This is a genomic window from Pseudomonas canadensis, assembly GCF_030980095.1.
GTDB classification, from domain to species: Bacteria; Pseudomonadota; Gammaproteobacteria; order Pseudomonadales; family Pseudomonadaceae; genus Aquipseudomonas; species Aquipseudomonas canadensis.
The window spans coordinates 3,969,531-3,989,601 of record NZ_CP133298.1 but is presented as its reverse complement, the minus strand read 5'-3'; the positions used below and the strand labels follow the sequence as shown (position 1 = coordinate 3,989,601).

15 protein-coding genes and 2 pseudogenes are annotated in these 20,071 nt (G+C 60.1%); 10 read left to right on the top strand and 7 right to left on the bottom strand.

Annotated features, from left to right (window positions below):
* Positions 1-13: 13 nt before the first annotated feature.
* From lon to RB216_RS18385, 3 genes are all read left to right on the top strand, one after another.
* On the top strand, positions 14-2,410 hold the full coding sequence (lon, locus tag RB216_RS18395; protein WP_028616934.1) for an endopeptidase La: 2,397 nt from the start codon (positions 14-16) through the stop codon (positions 2,408-2,410).
* A 133-nt stretch (positions 2,411-2,543) separates the two neighbouring features.
* Positions 2,544-2,831 (top strand): HU family DNA-binding protein, encoded by a 288-nt coding sequence (locus RB216_RS18390; RefSeq protein ID WP_221034285.1) that lies wholly within the window; start codon positions 2,544-2,546, stop codon positions 2,829-2,831.
* Between the two features lie 230 nt (positions 2,832-3,061).
* Positions 3,062-4,936 (top strand): SurA N-terminal domain-containing protein, encoded by a 1,875-nt coding sequence (locus RB216_RS18385; protein ID WP_308907707.1) that lies wholly within the window; start codon positions 3,062-3,064, stop codon positions 4,934-4,936.
* A 48-nt stretch (positions 4,937-4,984) separates the two neighbouring features.
* On the opposite strand, the gene RB216_RS18380 is transcribed toward RB216_RS18385, so the two are convergent.
* Entirely contained in the window at positions 4,985-5,425 is a 441-nt protein-coding gene (locus RB216_RS18380) for a helix-turn-helix domain-containing protein (RefSeq protein ID WP_032864190.1), read from the bottom strand.
* A gap of 79 nt (positions 5,426-5,504) precedes the next feature.
* Here RB216_RS18380 and RB216_RS18375 point away from each other — a divergent pair, with 79 nt between their 5' ends.
* Both RB216_RS18375 and RB216_RS18370 read left to right on the top strand, forming a co-directional pair.
* A complete protein-coding gene (locus tag RB216_RS18375) occupies positions 5,505-5,999 on the top strand; it encodes a DUF2938 domain-containing protein (protein ID WP_028616931.1) in 495 nt (164 codons plus the stop codon).
* An 89-nt stretch (positions 6,000-6,088) separates the two neighbouring features.
* Complete coding sequence (locus RB216_RS18370; protein ID WP_028616930.1) at positions 6,089-6,613, top strand: GNAT family N-acetyltransferase; 525 nt, start codon at positions 6,089-6,091, stop codon at positions 6,611-6,613.
* On the opposite strand, the gene RB216_RS18365 is transcribed toward RB216_RS18370, so the two are convergent.
* Positions 6,593-7,765 (bottom strand): MFS transporter, encoded by a 1,173-nt coding sequence (locus RB216_RS18365; RefSeq protein ID WP_028616929.1) that lies wholly within the window; start codon positions 7,763-7,765, stop codon positions 6,593-6,595. The two genes, RB216_RS18370 and RB216_RS18365, sit on opposite strands and share 21 nt — an antisense overlap.
* 119 nt (positions 7,766-7,884) lie before the next feature.
* Here RB216_RS18365 and RB216_RS18360 point away from each other — a divergent pair, with 119 nt between their 5' ends.
* Positions 7,885-8,784 (top strand): LysR family transcriptional regulator, encoded by a 900-nt coding sequence (locus tag RB216_RS18360; RefSeq protein ID WP_068935067.1) that lies wholly within the window; start codon positions 7,885-7,887, stop codon positions 8,782-8,784.
* 89 nt (positions 8,785-8,873) lie between these two features.
* On the top strand, positions 8,874-9,659 hold the full coding sequence (locus RB216_RS18355) for a DUF2242 domain-containing protein (RefSeq protein ID WP_308907706.1): 786 nt from the start codon (positions 8,874-8,876) through the stop codon (positions 9,657-9,659).
* Position 9,660: 1 nt separating this feature from the next.
* Here the strand turns inward: RB216_RS18355 and aceE are convergent.
* A pseudogene (gene aceE, locus RB216_RS18350) lies at positions 9,661-12,320 on the bottom strand (pyruvate dehydrogenase (acetyl-transferring), homodimeric type).
* Positions 12,321-12,466: 146 nt separating this feature from the next.
* Between aceE and RB216_RS18345 the strand changes: the two are divergent.
* A complete protein-coding gene (locus tag RB216_RS18345; RefSeq protein WP_016978026.1) occupies positions 12,467-12,937 on the top strand; it encodes a MarR family winged helix-turn-helix transcriptional regulator in 471 nt (156 codons plus the stop codon).
* Positions 12,938-13,113: 176 nt separating this feature from the next.
* On the opposite strand, the pseudogene RB216_RS18340 reads toward RB216_RS18345, so the two are convergent.
* The 3 genes and pseudogenes from RB216_RS18340 to RB216_RS18330 all read right to left on the bottom strand — a co-directional run.
* A pseudogene (locus RB216_RS18340) lies at positions 13,114-13,324 on the bottom strand (transketolase-like TK C-terminal-containing protein); the annotation flags it as partial.
* Between the two features lie 334 nt (positions 13,325-13,658).
* Positions 13,659-14,687, bottom strand: a complete 1,029-nt coding sequence (locus RB216_RS18335) for an AraC family transcriptional regulator (protein ID WP_068935074.1) — start codon at positions 14,685-14,687, stop codon at positions 13,659-13,661.
* Positions 14,684-15,814, bottom strand: coding sequence for a carbon-nitrogen hydrolase family protein (locus RB216_RS18330; RefSeq protein ID WP_305381662.1), 1,131 nt, complete (start codon positions 15,812-15,814; stop codon positions 14,684-14,686). The genes RB216_RS18335 and RB216_RS18330 overlap by 4 nt, the downstream gene beginning before the upstream one ends.
* A gap of 210 nt (positions 15,815-16,024) precedes the next feature.
* Between RB216_RS18330 and RB216_RS18325 the strand changes: the two genes are divergently transcribed.
* Together RB216_RS18325 and RB216_RS18320 are read left to right on the top strand one after the other, a co-directional pair.
* A complete protein-coding gene (locus tag RB216_RS18325; RefSeq protein WP_122683952.1) occupies positions 16,025-18,064 on the top strand; it encodes an oxidoreductase in 2,040 nt (679 codons plus the stop codon).
* A 57-nt stretch (positions 18,065-18,121) separates the two neighbouring features.
* Positions 18,122-19,006: a 1-aminocyclopropane-1-carboxylate deaminase/D-cysteine desulfhydrase gene (locus RB216_RS18320; RefSeq protein WP_308907705.1), complete on the top strand. Its 885-nt coding sequence runs from the start codon at positions 18,122-18,124 to the stop codon at positions 19,004-19,006.
* Here RB216_RS18320 and RB216_RS18315 read toward each other — a convergent pair.
* Positions 18,996-19,553: a cytochrome b gene (locus RB216_RS18315; RefSeq protein WP_308907704.1), complete on the bottom strand. Its 558-nt coding sequence runs from the start codon at positions 19,551-19,553 to the stop codon at positions 18,996-18,998. The two genes, RB216_RS18320 and RB216_RS18315, sit on opposite strands and share 11 nt — an antisense overlap.
* Between the last annotated feature and the right edge of the window lie 518 nt (positions 19,554-20,071).

Sequence of the window (20,071 nt, the reverse complement as noted above, 5' to 3'; positions counted from 1 at the left end):
TAGAGGCGAAATCATGAAGACCACCATCGAATTGCCTCTCCTGCCGTTGCGTGATGTTGTCGTCTATCCGCACATGGTTATCCCGCTGTTCGTGGGGCGCGAGAAGTCTATCGAAGCCCTCGAGGCCGCGATGACGGGCGACAAGCAAATCCTGCTGTTGGCCCAGAAGAATCCTGCTGACGATGATCCAGGCGAAGACGCCCTGTATCGTGTCGGCACCATTGCTACCGTACTGCAACTGCTCAAGCTGCCTGATGGCACCGTCAAGGTGCTAGTGGAAGGTGAGCAGCGTGGTGCGGTCGAGCGCTTTATGGAGGTGGACGGCCACCTGCGCGCCGAAGTGGCGCTGATCGACGAAGTCGAGGCCCCTGAGCGCGAATCCGAAGTGTTTGTACGCAGCCTGCTCTCGCAATTCGAGCAGTATGTGCAGTTGGGCAAGAAAGTCCCGGCTGAAGTCCTGTCTTCCCTCAACAGCATCGATGAGCCAAGCCGCCTGGTCGACACCATGGCCGCGCACATGGCGCTGAAGATCGAGCAGAAGCAAGACATCCTCGAAATTATCGACCTGTCGGCGCGTGTCGAGCACGTGCTGGCGCTGCTGGATGCCGAAATCGACCTGTTGCAGGTTGAGAAGCGCATCCGTGGTCGCGTGAAGAAACAAATGGAGCGCAGCCAGCGCGAGTACTACCTGAATGAGCAGATGAAGGCCATTCAGAAAGAACTCGGCGACAGCGAGGAAGGCCACAACGAAATCGAAGAGCTGAAAAAGCGCATCGACGCCGCCGGTCTGCCGAAAGACGCCTTGACCAAAGCCACTGCCGAGTTGAACAAGCTCAAGCAGATGTCGCCGATGTCGGCCGAAGCCACCGTGGTGCGCTCCTACATCGACTGGCTGGTGCAAGTGCCGTGGAAGGCCCAGACCAAAGTGCGCCTGGACCTGGCGCGCGCTGAGGACATCCTTGACGCCGACCACTATGGCCTCGAAGAAGTCAAAGAACGCATCCTCGAATACCTTGCCGTGCAAAAGCGCGTGAAGAAGATTCGGGGTCCGGTGTTGTGCCTGGTGGGTCCGCCTGGCGTGGGTAAAACCTCGCTGGCTGAGTCGATTGCCAACGCCACCAACCGTAAATTCGTGCGCATGGCCCTCGGTGGTGTGCGTGATGAAGCGGAAATCCGTGGTCATCGCCGCACTTACATCGGTTCGATGCCAGGAAGATTGATTCAAAAGATGACAAAGGTGGGCGTGCGCAACCCGCTGTTCCTGCTCGACGAAATCGACAAAATGGGCAGCGACATGCGTGGCGATCCGGCGTCGGCGTTGCTCGAAGTGCTCGACCCCGAGCAGAACCACAATTTCAACGACCATTACCTGGAAGTCGACTACGACCTGTCCGACGTAATGTTCCTGTGCACCTCCAACTCCATGAACATCCCGCCGGCGCTGCTGGACCGGATGGAAGTGATTCGTCTGCCGGGTTACACCGAAGACGAGAAGATCAACATCGCCGTCAAATACCTCGCGCCCAAGCAGATTTCGGCCAACGGCCTGAAGAAGGGCGAGATCGAATTTGAGGTCGAGACGATCCGCGATATCGTGCGCTACTACACCCGCGAGGCCGGTGTGCGGGGCTTGGAGCGCCAGATCGCGAAGATCTGCCGTAAGGCGGTCAAAGAGCATGCACTGGAAAAACGCTTCTCGGTGAAGGTCACGGCCGATTCCCTGGAGCACTTCCTGGGCGTGAAGAAATTCCGCTATGGCCTGGCCGAGCAGCAGGATCAGGTAGGGCAGGTGACTGGCCTGGCGTGGACTCAGGTGGGCGGCGAATTGCTGACCATCGAAGCCGCGGTGATCCCTGGCAAAGGCCAACTGATCAAGACTGGTTCCCTGGGTGACGTGATGGTTGAATCCATCACTGCCGCGCAGACCGTGGTGCGCAGCCGCGCCAAGAGCCTGGGGATCCCCCTGGACTTCCATGAGAAGCACGACACCCATATCCACATGCCGGAAGGGGCGACCCCGAAAGACGGCCCTAGCGCTGGCGTAGGTATGTGCACGGCCTTGGTGTCGGCATTGACTGGCATTCCGGTGCGCGCCGATGTCGCCATGACGGGGGAAATCACCCTGCGTGGTCAGGTATTGGCCATCGGTGGTCTGAAAGAGAAATTGCTTGCTGCACACCGGGGTGGTATCAAGACGGTGATCATTCCTGAAGAGAATGTTCGCGACTTGAAGGAAATTCCAGACAACATCAAGCAAGATCTGCAGATTAAACCGGTTAAATGGATTGACGAGGTCCTGCAAATTGCGCTGCAATACGCGCCGGAGCCCTTGCCGGATGTGGCTCCGGAGATAGTTTCCAAGGACGAAAAACGTGAGTCTGATTCCAAGGAAAGAATTAGCACGCATTAATGTGTTAAAGCCTGGGGGCTTCCTTGACAGCTTTTTAGAGCCCTTGTTATAAAGCGGCTCTTAAGTGTCTGTAGGGCATTCAGCACTGGTTTTTGCTTTCACCAAAAAACTTAGAATCATACTCAATAGATATATAAGGGGACTTAGAGTGAACAAGTCGGAACTGATTGATGCTATCGCTGCATCCGCTGATATCCCGAAAGCTGCTGCTGGCCGTGCGCTGGATGCAGTAATCGAATCCGTCACTGGCGCTCTGAAGGCCGGCGACTCCGTGGTACTGGTAGGCTTCGGTACTTTCTCTGTGACTGACCGCCCAGCTCGCACTGGCCGTAACCCACAGACTGGCAAAGCACTGCAGATTGCTGCTGCCAAGAAACCAGGTTTCAAAGCCGGTAAAGCCCTGAAAGAAGCCGTTAACTAAGCTTCGATCCAGCCTTTACCTACCCAGGTCGAACCCAGGTTCAACCTGGGAGCGGAGCGGCAGCAGACCCGTGTATGCATCGGGTCGCCAAGCCGGGGGGAGAACCAAAGCCCTCGTCCGCTCCGCCAGTTGCGAGAAGGCGCATCCTTGGATGCGCCTTTCTTATATCCGTACTCTACCCACGCTCCACGGTTGCCAATTTCTGAAGTTCAACCGTTTCTGGGGGACGCATGCTGCAAAATATCAGGGACAATTCACAAGGCTGGATTGCCAAGACCATTATCGGGATCATCGTCGCATTGATGGCGTTCACCGGTATCGAGGCCATTTTCCAGGCTTCGGGTAACAGTAAGCAGGACGTGGCCAAGGTCAACGGTGAAGAAATCACCCAGACCGAGCTGAGCCAGGCCGTCGACATGCAACGTCGCCAGCTGATGCAACAGCTGGGCAAGGATTTCGATGCTTCCCTGCTGGACGAAAAACTATTGCGCGAAGCGGCCCTCAAGGGCCTGATCGATCGCAAACTGTTGCTGCAAGGTGCGGCCGACTCCAAGTTTGGCTTCTCTGAAGCTGCATTGGACCAGGTGATCCTGCAGACGCCGGAATTCCAGGTAGACGGCAAGTTCAACGCCGAACGCTTTGACCAGGTAATCCGTCAATTGGGCTACAGCCGTATGCAATTCCGTCAGATGCTGACCCAGGAAATGCTGATCGGCCAGGTTCGCGCAGGTATTGCCGGCAGCGGTTTCGTCACCGATTCCGAAGTGCTGGCATTTGCGCGTCTGGAAAAACAGACCCGCGACTTCGCCACCGTCAACATCAAGGCCAACCCTGCCGCGGTGAAACTCACCGACGATGAGGTCAAGGCTTACTACGACCAGCACGCCAAAGAGTTCATGACCCCTGACCAAGTGGTTATCGACTATCTGGAACTGAAGAAGTCTTCCTTCTTCGACCAGGTTGCCGTGAAGGACGATGAGCTGCAGGCTGCATATCAGAAAGAAACCGCCAACCTCGCTGAACAGCGTCGTGCCGCGCATATCCTGATTGAAGTCAACGACAAGGTCACCGACGCGCAAGCCAAGGCCAAGATCGAGGAAATCCAGGCACGCCTGGCCAAGGGTGAGAAGTTCGAAGCCCTGGCCAAGGAGTTCTCCCAGGATCCGGGTTCGGCCAACAGTGGCGGCGACCTCGGCTTTGCCGGCCCAGGCGTCTACGACCCGGACTTCGAAACCGCCTTGTACGCGTTGAACAAAGACCAGGTCTCGGCACCGGTGCGCAGCACCTTCGGTTGGCATCTGATCAAGCTGTTGGGCGTTGAGGCACCGCAAGTGCCGACGTTTGCCAGCCTGAAAGACAAGCTGACCAAAGAGCTGAAAACCCAACAGGTTGAGCAGCGTTTTGTTGAAGCGACCAAGCAATTGGAAGACGCAGCATTCGAAGCCTCCGACCTGGCCCAGCCGGCGTCCGACCTGAAGCTGACTGTTCACACCTCCGCGCCGTTTGGCCGTGATGGTGGCGAAGGTGTTGCGGCCAACCGTGCCGTGGTCACTGCTGCGTTCAGCCCGGAGGTGTTGGATGAAGGTGCCAACAGCACCGCCATCGAGCTGGACCCGGAAACCATCATCGTGCTGCGTGCCAAAGAGCACCTGAAGCCTGCGCAATTGCCGCTGGAAAGCGTCAATGCGGCGATTCGCACGCAGATGGCCAAGGAGCGCGCCAGCGCGGCTGCCAAGGCTCATGCTGACGAGCTGATCGCCACCCTGCGTGATGGCAAGACCCCGCTGAACCAGCCGGTCGACGGCCAGGCGTGGAAGGTCACTGAAGCGGCTACCCGTAGCCAGGAAGCGATCGACCCTGCCGTGCTGCAAGCCCTGTTCCGCATGCCCAAGCCTGCGGCCAAGGACAAGCCGACCTTCACCACTGTGAGCCTGGCGGATGGTAGCCTGGTGATCGTGCGCTTGAACGGCGTCAACGAAGCCGCGGCCCCAACGGACGAAGAAAAGGCGCAATACCGCCGCTTCCTCGCCTCCCGTGTCGGTCAGCAGGACTTCGCGGCGTACCGCAAGCAGTTGGAAACCAAGGCTGACATCAAAAAGTTCTGATGTCGGTTTGAACAAGAAGCCCCCGGCCTGAAAAGACCGGGGGCTTTTTTATGGGCGCTGGAGTGGGCTGCTCGGTTGTGAGGCTCCCGTCGTCCTGCTCCTTTTCAGTTTGCCTGCGGCGACTTTGAGTAGACGCTGGAAGTTCGGGCATTGGCCATGGTCAGTCGCGGGGCACTCTGCAGCGTGGCGCAACCCGAGGCTCATCGCTTTCAGGCGCTTGATGGTCGCGTCTATGCTGTCTGCCTTGTCCAGCAACAGCTGCCTGTCCACCTGCAATGGGCCCTCGAAGGGGAGCATGCTGCGGATCTCGTCCAGGGACAGGCCGCCAGCTTGCCCAAGGGCAATCAGCGCCAACTGATCGAGCACATCGGGTTTGAAGTGCCGTCGTTCGCCGGGCGCGCTGGTCGCGGCGATCAACCCGGTCTTTTCATAGAACCGCACGGTGGAAGAGGGTAGTCCGGTACGTCGGGCCACTTCTGAGATATCCATGATGCATCCCTTGACTTGAAGTTGACTTCAACTTCTATCCTGCCTGTGAACGAGAGTCTCATCAATCAGAGGGCAGGCAATGTTGTCGATGGCAGAAGGCGTCAGGTTGGTATTGGTCGGAGTGGGTGCGACCGTCGTGATGGACGTGTGGTCGCTGCTTCTGAAAACCTTGGGGGTTGCGACGCTGGACTACGCCATGGTGGGCCGATGGGCGGGCCACCTTTGTCGTGGCACGTTCGCCCATGCCAGTATCGGCAAGGCGACGCCGGTACGTGGGGAAGCCTCCTTGGGGTGGGTGATTCACTATGCCGTCGGCATCGCCTTTGCGGCGCTGCTGGTGGGCCTCTACGGCGTGCAATGGTTGCATGTCCCTACGGGATGGCCTGCGCTGATAGTGGGCACGGTAACGGTGGTGATTCCTTACTTCGTCCTGCAGCCGGCCATGGGCGCAGGTGTGGCGGCGTCTCGCACGGCTACGCCTTGGAGAAATCGCCTGCGAAGCTTGGTGTCCCATGGCGTGTTTGGTGGCGGTTTGTACCTTTCGGCTGCGACGCTTGCGCAAACAGTGGGTTAGGTAAGGCAGCAGTACCGTGCGATGAAGACTTGTGTCCAGTTGTGTTTAACAGGGATGCTGGAGAGCCACTGACGAAGGAGTGTTCAAACATGTGGACTCAAGGAAGCGACAGTTTGGCGATCCGCCGTGCCAGCGCGAAGGACGCTGTGGCCGTATTGCAGGTGTTCGACGAGGTAATTGCCTGGTTTGTCGCCATCGGCAACCATGGCCAATGGGGCACTGAGCCCTGGTCGATGTCGCCCCGGCGGGTCGTGCAGGTGACTGAAGCTTGCGCATTGCCTGGTGCGTGGGTCGTGGAAGGCCCTGACGGGCGCATTCACGCAGTCTTGGTCCTGGGTGAGCCTATGCCGTATGTGCCTGCGGCAACTGAGCCGGAGGTGTACGTGCGTCTGCTGATCGCCGCGCGCGATAGCGGTGTGCGTGGCCTGGGCCGGCGTCTCATGGCTTTCGCCGATGAGCGCGCCCGTGCCTTGGGAGTGCAGCGTTTGCGGGTAGATTGCTACGGTGGTGGGAGCGGCGACCTGGTGCGGTTTTATGAGTCTTGTGGGTATGAGCGCCTCTCAACGTTCGACGTGGACGGGTGGCCGGGCCAGTTATTGGGGCGCAGTCTTTAGCGCACCGGCAAAGGCCAGCAACATCAGCAGCGTGACCGCCCAGGCAAATGCGCCGACGCCCCAACCCTGCAGCAACACCCCGCCTGCCACGCCCCCGCCCGCTATGCCCAGGTTCCAGAAGGTCACCAGCATCGATTGCGCGGCATCGGCCGATTCGCCCGCCGATTGGGCCAGTGCCGTTTGCAACAATGCAGGTAACCCGCCGAATGCCAGGCCCCATAACGCCACGGCGACGTAGATGACCGCTGGCAGGTGGATCCAGAACGCCAGCGCCAAGGCAATCAGGCCAAACATCGCGCAACTGATCAGCAGCAGCACGCGCAGCCATCGATCAATCAGCACGCCAGCCAGCCATATGCTCAATAAGGCCGCAAGGCCGAACACCAGCAGCACCTGGTCGATATCGGCAGCCATTCCTGCTGGCGCCAGCAGCGGCGCAATGTAGGTGTAGAGAATGTTATGGGCCAGTACGTAGGTAAATGTCACCCATAGCACCGGACGAATGCCCGGCAACGTCAACACTTGATGCAATCCCAAGCGTTTTCCTGCCGGTTCGCCTGCGAAGTCTGGGAGTTGCCAGCGCGCCCATGCCAACAGCACCAGCGTCAGTCCCGTCATGATCGCAAAGCTCAGGCGCCAGCCAACGGCGGCCCCGAGGAAGGTGCCTGCAGGTACACCCAGCGACAGCGCCAGCGGTGCGCCAAGCATGGCCACTGCAATTGCCCGGCCTTGCAGGTGTGGCGCAACCATCCGGCTGGCATAACCGGCCAGCAGCGCCCACAGCAGGCCGGCAAATACACCGGCAAAAAAGCGCGCCACCAAGGTCAGCCCGTAGTGACTGGAAACGGCGGTCACGCTGTTGACCAAGGCGAAGCCGCCAATGGCCAGCAGTAGCAAGGGGCGACGTCGCCAGCCCCGGGTCAACAGCGTCAGTGGAATGGCCGCCAGCAGTGAGCCCAGTGCGTATAGCGTGACCATTTGACCGACCAGCGCGGGCGATACGGCCAGTCCTTCGCCTATTTGCGGTAGGAGCCCGGCGGGCATGGCTTCGGTGAGGATGGTGATGAAGCCGGCGCTGGCCAGCGCAAGCAGACCGCCCAGCGGCAGTGTTTCGGGTCGGGCGTTTACGGGGGAATCGGTGAGGGCAGTCATCGTGCTCTGTCCATGCAAGAGGGCAAGGGACTAGAGTAGGGGGCTGTGTCTGGCGGAAAAACAGGCTAAGGTTCCGAACTTATCGGACTTGAATGTCCGCAATCATCAAGGACGCTTTCATGGACAGCCTGGGCCGTCTTTCCGTATTCGTGCAGGTCGCGGAGACCCGCAGTTTCACCGCCGCCGGGCGGGTATTGGGCGTATCGTCTTCGGCCATCGGCAAAAGCATCGCGCGGATGGAAGAGCGCCTGGGGGTGCGGTTGTTTCACCGCAGCACCCGCAGCATCACTTTGACCAGCGAAGGCGCGCTGTTCCTTGAGCGCTCGCGACGCATCCTGGCCGAGGTCGAAGCCGCCGAGCGGGAGTTGAGCGAAGCCAGCGCCACCCCTCGGGGCAAGTTGCGTATCAGCCTGCCGCAAGTGCGTGGCTTGCTGATGCCGGTGCTCAGCGATTTCATGCGCGCCTACCCGGACATCGAGTTGGATGTGGATTTTTCCGACCGCATGGTGGACGTGATCGAGGAAGGGTTCGACGCGGTGATTCGCACCGGCAAGCCAGAAGATTCGCGGCTGATGGCCCGTCATCTGGGGCATTACCAGTTGGTGCTGGTGGGCACGCCAGGCTATTTTCGCGAATATGGCACTCCGCTACAGCCGCAGCACTTGCGCGAGCATGCCTGCCTGCGCCACAAGTTCTGCGCGACCGGCAAGCTGGAACCTTGGCCGTTGCGGTTTGCACCGGATGCCGCCGAGCCCATCTTGCGTGCGCCGTTGGTAAGTACCACCATAGAGTCCCTCAACCACGTGGTGCACGAAGGCTTGGGCATTGCCTGCTTGCCGGACTACATGGTCAACCAAGCCGTGCGCGAGGGACGCCTGCAAAGGGTGCTGGATGATTACGTGGAGCACCGCGGCAGTTTCTGGATGCTCTGGCCATCCAGTCGCCACGCCTCGGCCAAACTGCGCGTGTTTATTGATCATATGTGTGCCGGGCTGTTTCCTACGGGCAGTGTCGTGTAAGGCAGTGACGTTTTACCGACAGGAATGTGCGCGCCAAGGCCGTGTTCTGTTGCACAATACCGCCCGGACTGTTTTCCTCAGGATTTTCAATGTCGACATCATTTCACTTGCGTAGCCTCGGGCTGGCGCTGGTGCTGGCGGGCGCCGCGGGCTGCTCGTCACCCAAGACCGCCATTTATGAACATGAGAATTTCGACGACTCCGGCACGTTTTCCAGGGATTACCCGGTCACGGACGTCGCAGCGTGTGAAGCCGCGCGGCGTGCCTTGCTGAGCCAGGGCTACATCATCACCAGCAGCGATCCGAAACTGGTGGTGGGCAACAAGAGCTTCCAGCAGACCGGTGAGACCCACTTGCAGATCAGCTTCAATGTGGTGTGTGCCGATGATGGCAAAGGCACCAACCATTCGACGATGTTCGCCAACGCCTTGCAGGATCGCTACGCGCTGAAGAAGGTCAACAACTCCGCGAGCCTGGGGGTGGGCGTGCTGGGCTCGGTGTCGATGCCGATCGGCTCCACCGATGACTCCATGGTGAAAGTGGCGAGTGAGACCGTGTCCGCGCCGAAGTTCTACGAGCGTTACTTTGCGCTGGTGGATGTGTTCCTGCCGCAAGAGGTGAAAAAGGCCGAGAACATTCCTGAGAAGCCCAAGGCTGAGCTTGGCGTGCCGGAACCTAAAGCCGCACCCGTCGCCGAGCCCGTCGCCGAGAAAGTCGAGCCGCCGAAGGAAGAGCCCACTGTGTCACAGCCGGTGGCACCGCCTGTCGAGGCTGCACCGATTGCACCGCAGGCCGAGCCTGCACCTGCGCCAACCAATCCCGAGCTGCCACCGCCGACAGAAGCCATTCCGCCGCTGCCGACGCCTGCGCAGTAACTCAGACCGCTACGGGATTCGCCTTGTCGACGTTGATCCCGTAGCGGCTGATGGCTTCACTGACTTTTTCACGCCCTATCACGCCGTCATCCGCCAATGCCTTCAAGGCCGCCAGTACGATGAAGTGCCGGTCCACTTCAAAGAACGCCCGCAGGGTTTCACGGGTATCCGATTGCCCGAAGCCGTCCGTGCCCAGCGCTACAAAACGCCGACCGGGAATGAAGGCGCGGATCTGATCGGCGAAGAGCTTCATGTAGTCGGTCGCCACCACCACCGGCCCGGTTTGCCCGGCCAGGCATTGCTCCACATAGCTCATTCGTGGGTCGCTATCCGGGTGTAGCAGGTTCCAGCGCTCCACCTCTTGCCCCTCACGGCGCAATTCGGTGAGGCTGGTTGCGCTCCATACATTGCTGCGCACGCCGAAGTCCTTTTCCAGCAGGTCGGCCGCAGCCATCACCTCGCGCAGGATTGAGCCACTGCCCATCAGTTGCACCTGCGCCTGGTTGCTTCCACTCAGCCGGTACATCCCCTTGAGAATGCCGTCTTCCACCCCTTCTGGCATTGCCGGGTGCGGGTAGTTTTCGTTGAGCAGGGTGATGTAGTAGTAGATGTCCTCCTGTTGCACATACATGCGCCGCATGCCCTCGTGAATGATCACTGCCAATTCGTAGGCAAACGTCGGGTCGTAGGACACGCAGCACGGGATAACCGACGACAGGATGTGACTGTGCCCATCGTCGTGCTGCAAGCCTTCACCCATCAGCGTGGTGCGTCCGGCCGTAGCGCCCAGCAGGAAGCCACGCGCACGCGCATCGCCTGCCGCCCAGGCGAGGTCACCGACCCGCTGGAAGCCGAACATCGAATAGAAAATATAGAACGGTACCGTCATCAGGCCGTGGTTGCTGTAGGACGTACTGGCCGCAATCCAGGAGGAAATGGCGCCGGACTCATTCAGGCCTTCCTGCATGATCTGCCCGTCTTTGCTTTCCTTGTAGTAGCTCAGTTGCCCTGCATCTTGTGGGGTATAGAGCAGGCCAACGGCGGAGTGGATACCGATCTGACGGAATAGGCTTTCCATACCAAGGTGCGTGACTCGTCTGGCACGATGGGCACGATCAGTTTGCCCAGATGCGGATCTTTGAGCAGAGTGCCGAGGATACGCACAAAGGCCATGGTGGTGGAGATCGAGCGCTCGCCCGTATCCTTGAGCTGGGTAGAAAAGGCGCTCAGCTCAGGGATTTGCAACGATTCGACCGCACTGTGTCGTGCTGGTACATAGCCGCCCAAGGCCTGGCGGCGTGCAGCGAAGTAGCGGGCTTCTTCACTGTCAGCGGCGGGTTTGATGTACGGAATGTCGGCAAGCTGGTCGTCGGCCACTTCCAGGCCGAAGCGGTCGCGGAAAGCTCTTACAGCCTCTGCGCCCATCTTCTTGAGCTGGTGGTTGATGTTCTGGCCTTCGCCGGCTTCACCCATGCCGAAACCCTTCACGGTTTTCGCCAGGATCACGGTGGGCTGGCCAGTGTGGCGTACGGCAGCGGCGTAGGCGTTGTAGACCTTGTCCGGATCGTGCCCGCCTCGTGAGAGTTTCCATATTTCGTCGTCGGACATATCTGCAACCAACGCTAGTAATTCCGGGTATTTGCCAAAGAAATGTTCGCGTACGTAAGCGCCGTTCTGTGATTTGTAGTTCTGATAGTCGCCATCCACGCATTCCATCATGCGTTGGCGCAGCAGCCCGGTCGTGTCTTTGTCCAAGAGTGCATCCCAACCACCGCCCCAGATTACTTTGATCACGTTCCAGCCGGCGGCGCGGTACAGGCTTTCAAACTCTTGGATCACCTTGGCATTGCCGCGCACGGGGCCGTCCAGGCGTTGCAGGTTGCAGTTGACCACGAAGATCAGGTTGTCGAGTTTCTCGCGTCCGGCCAGGGAGATGGCCGCCAGTGATTCCGGTTGGTCCATTTCGCCATCACCGAGGAAGGCCCAGACCTTGCGCCCCTGGTGTTGCTTGAGGCGACGCAATTCCAGGTAGCGCATAAAACGCGCCTGGTAAGCGGCGGTGATGGGCCCGAGCCCCATGGACACGGTGGGAAATTGCCAGAAGTCCGGCATCAGTCGTGGGTGCGGGTAGGATGAGATGCCCTCGCCACCGGCCTCACGACGGAAGTTGTCGAGTTGCGTTTTGCTGATGCGGCCTTCCAGGTAGGCGCGGCCATAGATGCCGGGGGAGGAGTGGCCCTGGATGTACACCAGGTCGCCGTCAAAGGTATCGGTACGCCCACGGAAGAAGTGATCGAAGCCTACGTCATACAGCACCGCGGCTGACGCATAGGTCGCAATATGCCCGCCGACACCAGAGTGTTTACCTGCGCGGAGCACCATCGCCATGGCATTCCAGCGGATATAGGCGTTGGTGCGACGTTCGATGGCCAGGTTGCCGGGGTAGGGCAGTTGCCGGTCCACCCGGAGGGTGTTGACGTAAGGGGTGGTGACCCGCCCGTAGAAGTCGCCATGCCGCGCCACGTCGAAATCCAGCAACTGATCGATCAGGTAGTGCGCGCGCGGGCGGCCTTCAGTGGACAGCACCGATTCGATGGACTCGAGCCATTCGCGGGTTTCCTGTGGATCATCGTCGCGTATGACTGCGTTGTTCGGGGTCATATGAGGCTCCAGGGTAGGCGGATTTCAAGTGGCGGGCTCCTTGTGGGAGTACCGGCTAAAGTAATTGCAATTGCAACTACATGACCGAATCTAGCGCGAGATGAGCTACTATTGCAACCTTCTTGAAATGTCCCGGATGGTGTTGCATGTCGTCGAAAGAGCCTGATGTATGGTTCCGTTTTGTCAGGGCTCACAGGACGGTCATCCGTGAAATCGAGCGTCGCCTGGCCGAGGCGGACCTGCCGCCGTATGCCTGGTATGACGCTCTGTGGGGCTTGGAAAGCGGCCCCGACGGCACTCGCCGCATGCACGAATTGGCTGATGTGCTGGCCATCGAACGCTACAACCTCACGCGTCTGGTAGACCGCCTGGAAAAAGACGGCCTGGTGGTACGTTCGCGCTCCGATGGCGATGGCCGGGCGGCGTTCGCCTCGATCACCGAGGCCGGTCGGGTGCTGCGTAAAAAGATGTGGAAGATCTACGAAAGCACGGTGGATGAGCTGTTCCTGTCACAGATCGAGCCCGAGCAGCGCCAGTGCTTTGCCGACGCACTGGAACGCACCGCCGGGCTGGCGATGGACGCGGGCGTTCAGACCCGCAGCCGCCGCAAAACCTAAAGCCCCACGAGAATTGTAGGAGCCGGCAAGCCGGCTCCTACAGTCCAGTGCGGTCCATTGCATAGCGATTCATCGCGGCCTGCACCTGGCGTGCGTCGATCCGCCCTTCATCCGCCAATGCCCTGAGCGCCGATATCACGATCCAATACCAACTCGGCGCCGCCACCTGCACCGACAGCGCACGAGTGCGCGTTGTGCAGGTACAGCAAGGGTTTTTCGGCAGTATTGCGTGCAAACCAACTGGGCCAGTTACTCACACGCCGGGAGTGTGACTGGCCGCGAATCACCCATGCTCATCACGGTATACAGCGGTGAGCTGTCGACGGTGGCGGTGGTGTTCAATGCATCGATACAGAGTTGCGCGGCGTGTGCAGTAGTGGCGGTCATTGGGAGGTTCACCTGGCGACGAATGCCATTACCCTAAAGGACATTCGTATATGATTGCAATTGCAATCATTGCGATAGTTCCTAAAAGCCCAAGTGCTAAATCCCGGTAACGCTGCTACGTTTAATCCTTGAGTGCAGGAACGTCATGGCGTAGACATTTTTTCGTCATGACGGCACTTTAGGCTGGCTGTGCAGGTCATTTATTCACAGCCGCTTTTAACGTCAAGAAGGAGTCCACCATGGACGATTACCAGGAAGAACTGCTTGAGTACCACGCGATCGAGTTGGACCCGCTGGAACCCGCAGACGATGCAACAGAGCTGTAACACCGGCTTCAGGCGGAATGCCGCTGACTGCGGCGAAATTCCCCTGGGGTCTGGTTGTTCCAGCGCCTGAAGGCCCGTTGAAACGCTTGGGCCGAGGCAAAACCGAGCAAGTAGGCGATCTCGCCGAACGCCAGTTCCGTATCGCGGATGTAGGTCATGGCCAGGTCGCGGCGGGTGTCGTTGAGAATCGCGCGGAATTGAGTGCCTTCGTCGGCCAGTTTGCGGCGCAGCGTCCAGGTAGGCAGCTTCAAGCGTGCCGCCACTTCTTCCAGGTCGGGTTCCCGGCCGCCATTGAGCATCGGCCCGAGCAACCGGGTAATGCGCTCGCGCAGGCTGCGGGTGCGGGTCAATTGCTCCAACTCTCGCTCACACAGTTGTAACAACAGGTTCCAGGTGCTGGGGCAATGCTGTGGGTTGCGTAGGGCCAGGGTTTGCTGGTTGAGGCGTAATTGGTTGGCCTCGGCGCCGAAGTGGATGTCTCCCAGCACGCTGTACTGATCGCTGTATTCCGGCGCTTCAAATTCGATGTCGATGCGTTGTGCCTGCACCGGCTGCTGGGCCAGGCTCGACAGTTGATGCAGCCAGCCGGCGATGATCGAGTCCACCACAAAGCGGTTGTAGGCGTTATAGGGGCTGATGGAATAGAAGCGCAGCCAGGCGCCTTCAGCATCTTCTACAAAGCTCGACTGCCCACGGTAATTGGAGCCGTACAGCGCTTCGAAGCGGGTGAGTGCACGCGCCGCTTCGCGCACGTTGGGGGCCTGGGCGGCGGTGACACCCGCCAGTCCGCCTTGGCTCAGGCGGCTGAGTTGGCCCATGCGCAGTCCCAGGCCCGGGTCGCCGGTGAGTTGGATGGCCGCATGGCCAAGGCGCATGTAGCGCGGGATCGACAAACGGGCACCCGCTTCGGCGAGACGTGCCGGGTCGAGGCCGTATTGCAGCAGCAGTGGCTGCGGGTCCAAGCCATGGCTGTGGATGGCGTCGGCCAGGGCGTGCACGAAGCCCACCGACAAATCCCCCAGCCGTACGGGCTTCACAGCCAGATATTCAACAGGCGCGCGCCACGGGCTTCGCCATCGGCGTTGATTTGCCCGTTGCTGCTGAGAAAGCTGTGCCCGGCAGTGCCCAGGTCCCAGAATTGCCCGCGCAGGAACACGCTCATTCCGGCGCTGGCCTGGCTGATGGGTTGCTGGCTGATCAACGTGAGGCGACGCCAGGCTTCGCCCTCACTGAGTTCTTCGGGCTTGAGGCTGATTTCGGTCGGGGTCGACACGCTTTTGAAGCCGCGCCAAGGGCGATCCCAGGTATCGCGACCCAGCACCAAGGCGGGCACTGCGATCAACTGCGCGCCTTGTTCGTTGAGTTTGCGGTAGTTGTCCGGGTACCAGCTGTCGCTGCCTACCAGTACGCCCAAGCGGCCAGCCGGAGTGTCGACCACGCTGACGACATTTTCGTCACCGGGCTCGATAAAGCCACGTTCGTCGTAGATCGGGTAAAGCTGGCGTTGCGGGCTGCCGATCGGCAAGCCATCGGCGGCAAACACCACGCTGGCGTTGTACAAGGCGCCATGGCCAACCCGCAGTTGGCCCTGGCTGACACTCGGGTTGGGCAAGGTGATGGAGCCGGCGACCAACGTGACGCCGAACTCCTTGGCCAGGCCGCCGAACAGCACTTGGTAGTCCCGCGCCATGCCTTCGGCTTTCATGCGCAGGTAGGCGTCATCGGTGCGGTTGTCACCGGTGGCGCTGATCCAGGCACGGGCGAACAGCAGCGGGTTGCTGACCGACAACCAATTCATCGCATCTTTGGCGTGGAGGGCCTGGTACACCTCGTTCTTTTCGCCAGTGAGCATCAACCAGGTACCGATGTGTTCGGGCAGCACCACGATGGTCTTGTCGTTGATCAGCCCTTGGTCGCTGGCTTTTTGCAGGTAGGCCGCGAGCTTCAAGTGCAGGCGTTCCAGGCTCTGGTAGTCGGCCGGGAACAGCTCCGGCTGGATGCCCAGCAAGTTGCCACGGTCGGCTGGCAGGCCTTCGTTGACGGCGAGGGTGATGCGCAGGTCCGACAGGTAATGCGCCACGGGGCGCTCCTGGGTCCAGACCAGATACGCGGCGACGGCGGCAACCAGGGCCATGGTGACAGTAAAAGCTAGAAGTTTACGCATGGGGGAACAGACAACAGACCGTGTGCAGGGTTCGCCACTAGGGTAGGGCCCATGGACGGGCTTGCCAAGGGGCGCTGTGCATTTGGATCAATAACTTGTCAGTTTCGGTCATTGAGCCGTCGTCCACCGCCTCTTAGTCTGTGGGACATAAACGATGGCAGGCCATTCGAGCCTTCCACGTCCCGTGATGATCCGTTGTGGAGCTTGACCATGACCGCTGCTGCCTACCCGCACCTGCTGGCCCCGTTGGACCTGGGTTTTACCACCTTGCGCAACCGTACCCTGATGGGTTCGATGCACACCGGCCTGGAAGAAAAGCCCGGCGGTTTCGAACGCATGGCGGCTTACTTTGCCGAGCGCGCCCGTGGCGGCGTGGGCTTGATGGTCACTGGCGGCATCGGCCCGAATGATGAGGGCGGTGTGTATGCCGGTGCGGCCAAGCTGACCACCGACGAAGAAGCGCAGAAACATAAGATCGTGACCCAGGCCGTGCACGAAGCCGGCGGCAAGATCTGCATGCAGATCCTCCACGCCGGCCGGTATGCCTACAGCCCCAAGCAGGTAGCACCGAGTGCGATCCAGGCGCCGATCAACCCGTTCAAACCCAAGGAGCTGGACGAAGAGGGCATCGAAAAGCAGATCCAGGATTTCGTCACCTGCTCGTTGCTGGCCCAGGTCGCCGAGTACGACGGCGTGGAAATCATGGGCTCCGAAGGTTATTTCATTAACCAATTCCTCGCCGCTCACACCAACCACCGTACCGACCGCTGGGGCGGCAGCTACGAAAACCGTATGCGCCTGGCCGTGGAAATCGTGCGCCGTGTGCGCGAGGCCGTGGGCCCGAACTTCATTATCATCTTCCGCCTGTCGATGCTGGACCTGGTGGAAGGCGGTAGCACCTGGGAAGAAATCGTGCAGTTGGCCAAGGCCATCGAAGGTGCTGGCGCGACGATCATCAACACCGGGATCGGCTGGCACGAAGCGCGCATCCCGACCATCGCCACCAAGGTGCCCCGTGGGGCGTTCAGCAAAGTCACCGCCAAGCTGCGCGGTGCGGTGCAAATTCCGCTGATCACCACCAACCGTATCAACACCCCGGAAATCGCCGAGCAGATCCTCGCCGAAGGCGATGCCGACATGGTCTCCATGGCGCGGCCATTCCTGGCCGACCCGGACTTCGTCAACAAGGCTGCCGCCGGGCGTGCCGATGAGATCAACACCTGCATCGGCTGTAACCAGGCGTGCCTGGACCACACCTTCGGCGGCAAGTTGACCACCTGCCTGGTCAACCCGCGGGCGTGCTACGAGACTGAACTCAATTACCTGCCGGTCAAACAGATCAAGAAGATCGCCGTGGTGGGCGCCGGTCCTGCGGGCCTGGCGGCTGCCACAGTGGCAGCAGAGCGCGGGCATCAAGTGACCCTGTTCGATTCCGCCAACGAAATCGGCGGCCAGTTCAACATCGCCAAGCGTGTGCCGGGCAAGGAAGAGTTTTTCGAAACCCTGCGCTACTTCAAGCGCAAATTGCAGACCACCCACGTCGAGCTGTGCCTCAACACCCGCGTCGATGTGGCGCAACTGACGGCAGGCGGTTACGACGAGATCATCCTCGCCACCGGCATTGCGCCGCGTACCCCGGCGATTCCAGGCGTCGACAACGCCAAGGTGCTGAGCTACCTGGACGTGATCCTGGAACGCAAGCCCGTGGGCAAGCGCGTTGCGGTGATCGGCGCGGGCGGTATCGGTTTTGACGTGTCGGAATTCCTCGTGCACCAGGGCGTGTCCACCAGCCTTGACCGCGAAGCGTTCTGGAAGGAGTGGGGCATCGACACCCAGCTGCAAGCCCGTGGTGGTGTGGCTGGGATCAAGGCCCAGGTGCATGCCCCGGCGCGCGACGTGTTCCTGCTGCAGCGCAAGACCTCCAAGGTCGGCGATGGCCTCGGCAAGACCACCGGCTGGATCCACCGTACCGGCTTGAAGAACAAACAGGTGCAGATGCTCAACAGCGTCGAATACCTGAAGATCGACGATGAAGGTCTGCACATCCGCATAGGTGCCGAGGGCGAACCGCAGGTGCTGGCGGTGGACAACATCGTCATTTGCGCCGGCCAAGACCCGCTGCGCGAATTGCAGGACGGGTTGGTCGCGGCCGGCCAGAACGTGCACCTGATCGGCGGTGCCGATGTGGCGGCCGAGCTGGACGCCAAGCGCGCCATTAACCAAGGCTCGCGCCTCGCCGCCGAGCTGTAAGACCCGGAACGGGGCGGTGTTAGACTACCGCCCCGTTTTTCACGCAGACTCCCTCCGATGGGCCCCTTCGATTGGCTTCCCCATGCACCGCTTGAACCTTTGCGCCTGGATTGGCTAAAAGGCGTCGAGCTGGCCGTGTTGCGCCTGGACCGCATCGACCCGCTGATCAGCGGCAACAAGTGGTTCAAGCTCACCGGACACTTGGCGCAGACGCAGGATGCGCGCGGCATCATCAGCCTGGGCGGTGCCTACTCCAACCATCTGCATGCGCTGGCGGCGGCGGGGAAGCGTTTCGGTTTTCCCACGGTGGGCCTGCTGCGTGGGCATCCTCAAGACAACCCCACAATCCAAGACCTGAAAGTCTTCGGCATGCAGCTGCATTGGTTGGGTTATGGCGGTTATCGTGCGCGGCATGCGCCGGGGTTTTGGCAACCTTGGCGCGAGCGATACCCGCATCTTCATCCCGTGCCCGAAGGCGGTGGCGGACTCGCCGGTGCGATTGGCTGTGGTGTGCTGGTCAATCAGGCTCGCGCGCAGTTGCCCGCACTGGGCTGGGCGGATTACGACGCGTGGTGGTTGGCGGCGGGTACGGGGACCACCTTGGCGGGGTTGGTGCTGGCAGAGGCGGGCGCACACCGGGTGTATGGCGCCATGGCGGTGCCGGATGATCACGGCGTGGCACAGAACGTCGACGCCCTTGTGCAGGGCGGCTATGAGCTGCTGAACGCCAGCCGAGGTGGCTTCGCCAAAGTCGACCCGGTGCTGCTCGACTTCATCGACGCCACGCAACAGGCTTGTGGATTGCCTCTGGAGCCGCTCTACACCGGTAAGGCTTTACTCGCATTGAAGCAACAGATCGAGGCCGGGCGTTTTTCCCCCGGCGCTCGCCTGATTTTCGTCCACACCGGCGGCCTGCAGGGCAACCGGGGCTTCACGGGTTAGCGCGCTTGCCCGGCATCATGCGCAACGCCGTGTTGTCCCGCAGGATGTAATGGTGGGCAATCCCCGCCAGCGCATGCAGCCCGATCAGCCAATAACCGACCTTGCCGAACCACACATGCCAGCCTTCGATCTCCTTGGCCAATGCCTTGTTCTCGCCGATCAACGGCGGCAATTCCATCCCGTAGAACATCACCGAATGCCCCTCGGCACTGACGATCAGCCAACCGGCAATCGGCATGCCGATCATCAACGCGTAGAGTGCGAAGTGCATCAGGGTCGCCAACAGGCTTTGCCATTGCGGCGGCGCCGGTACGATCTTCGGTGCCACCCCCAGGCTGCGTGCGAACAACCGCAGCCACACCAGCACAAACACGGTGAGGCCGAACATAAAGTGCATCTCGACGATCAACGTCCGCGCACCGCTGCCTTTGGGAAATTGGCCGCGTAACTCAATGCAGGCGTAGACCACCGCCAGCAGCACCACCATCAACCAGTGCAACGCGATTGACATAGTGCTGTAGCGCGTATCGGAGTTGTTCCACGGCATCGCTGGGTTCCTCACTTATCAGGGCAAACCTCCATTCTTTGGTGATGGAGTCCTTTAACTGTATGCCGGTTTTGAGCGGTTTGCCTGACCGCGATCAACTTTTTTGTGAACAATGTCGTCAAGAGTGGGATTGTTGAATTATTGATAATAAGAGTTAGGTCGGTCCGGTGTTCAGTGCGTAACACTTTATGGGTTTTTAGATGTGTTTTTGTTTTTGGGGCGGTGCAGGTGGGTTTTCCTTTGTTGCAAGTAAATAATTTTTACTAATTATAAGGGTGTAAATATTGTTTGGTGTTTGCGAGCTAGCAGTGGAAGTCATGGTTGCGATGTTTAACCTGCGGGTTGTGCAATGACATACTTTGTCGGCATATACGTGTGGCAGGTCCCCGGGGGACGTGAGAATGTGGACTTGCTAGGGTCAATAACTGAATTGATCTCGAGCGAAAGGAATACCGCCTACGTAGATGTTTATGTTTGCAAGTGCGGCCTCTTAATGATTCTTAGGCTTTAATGTCATG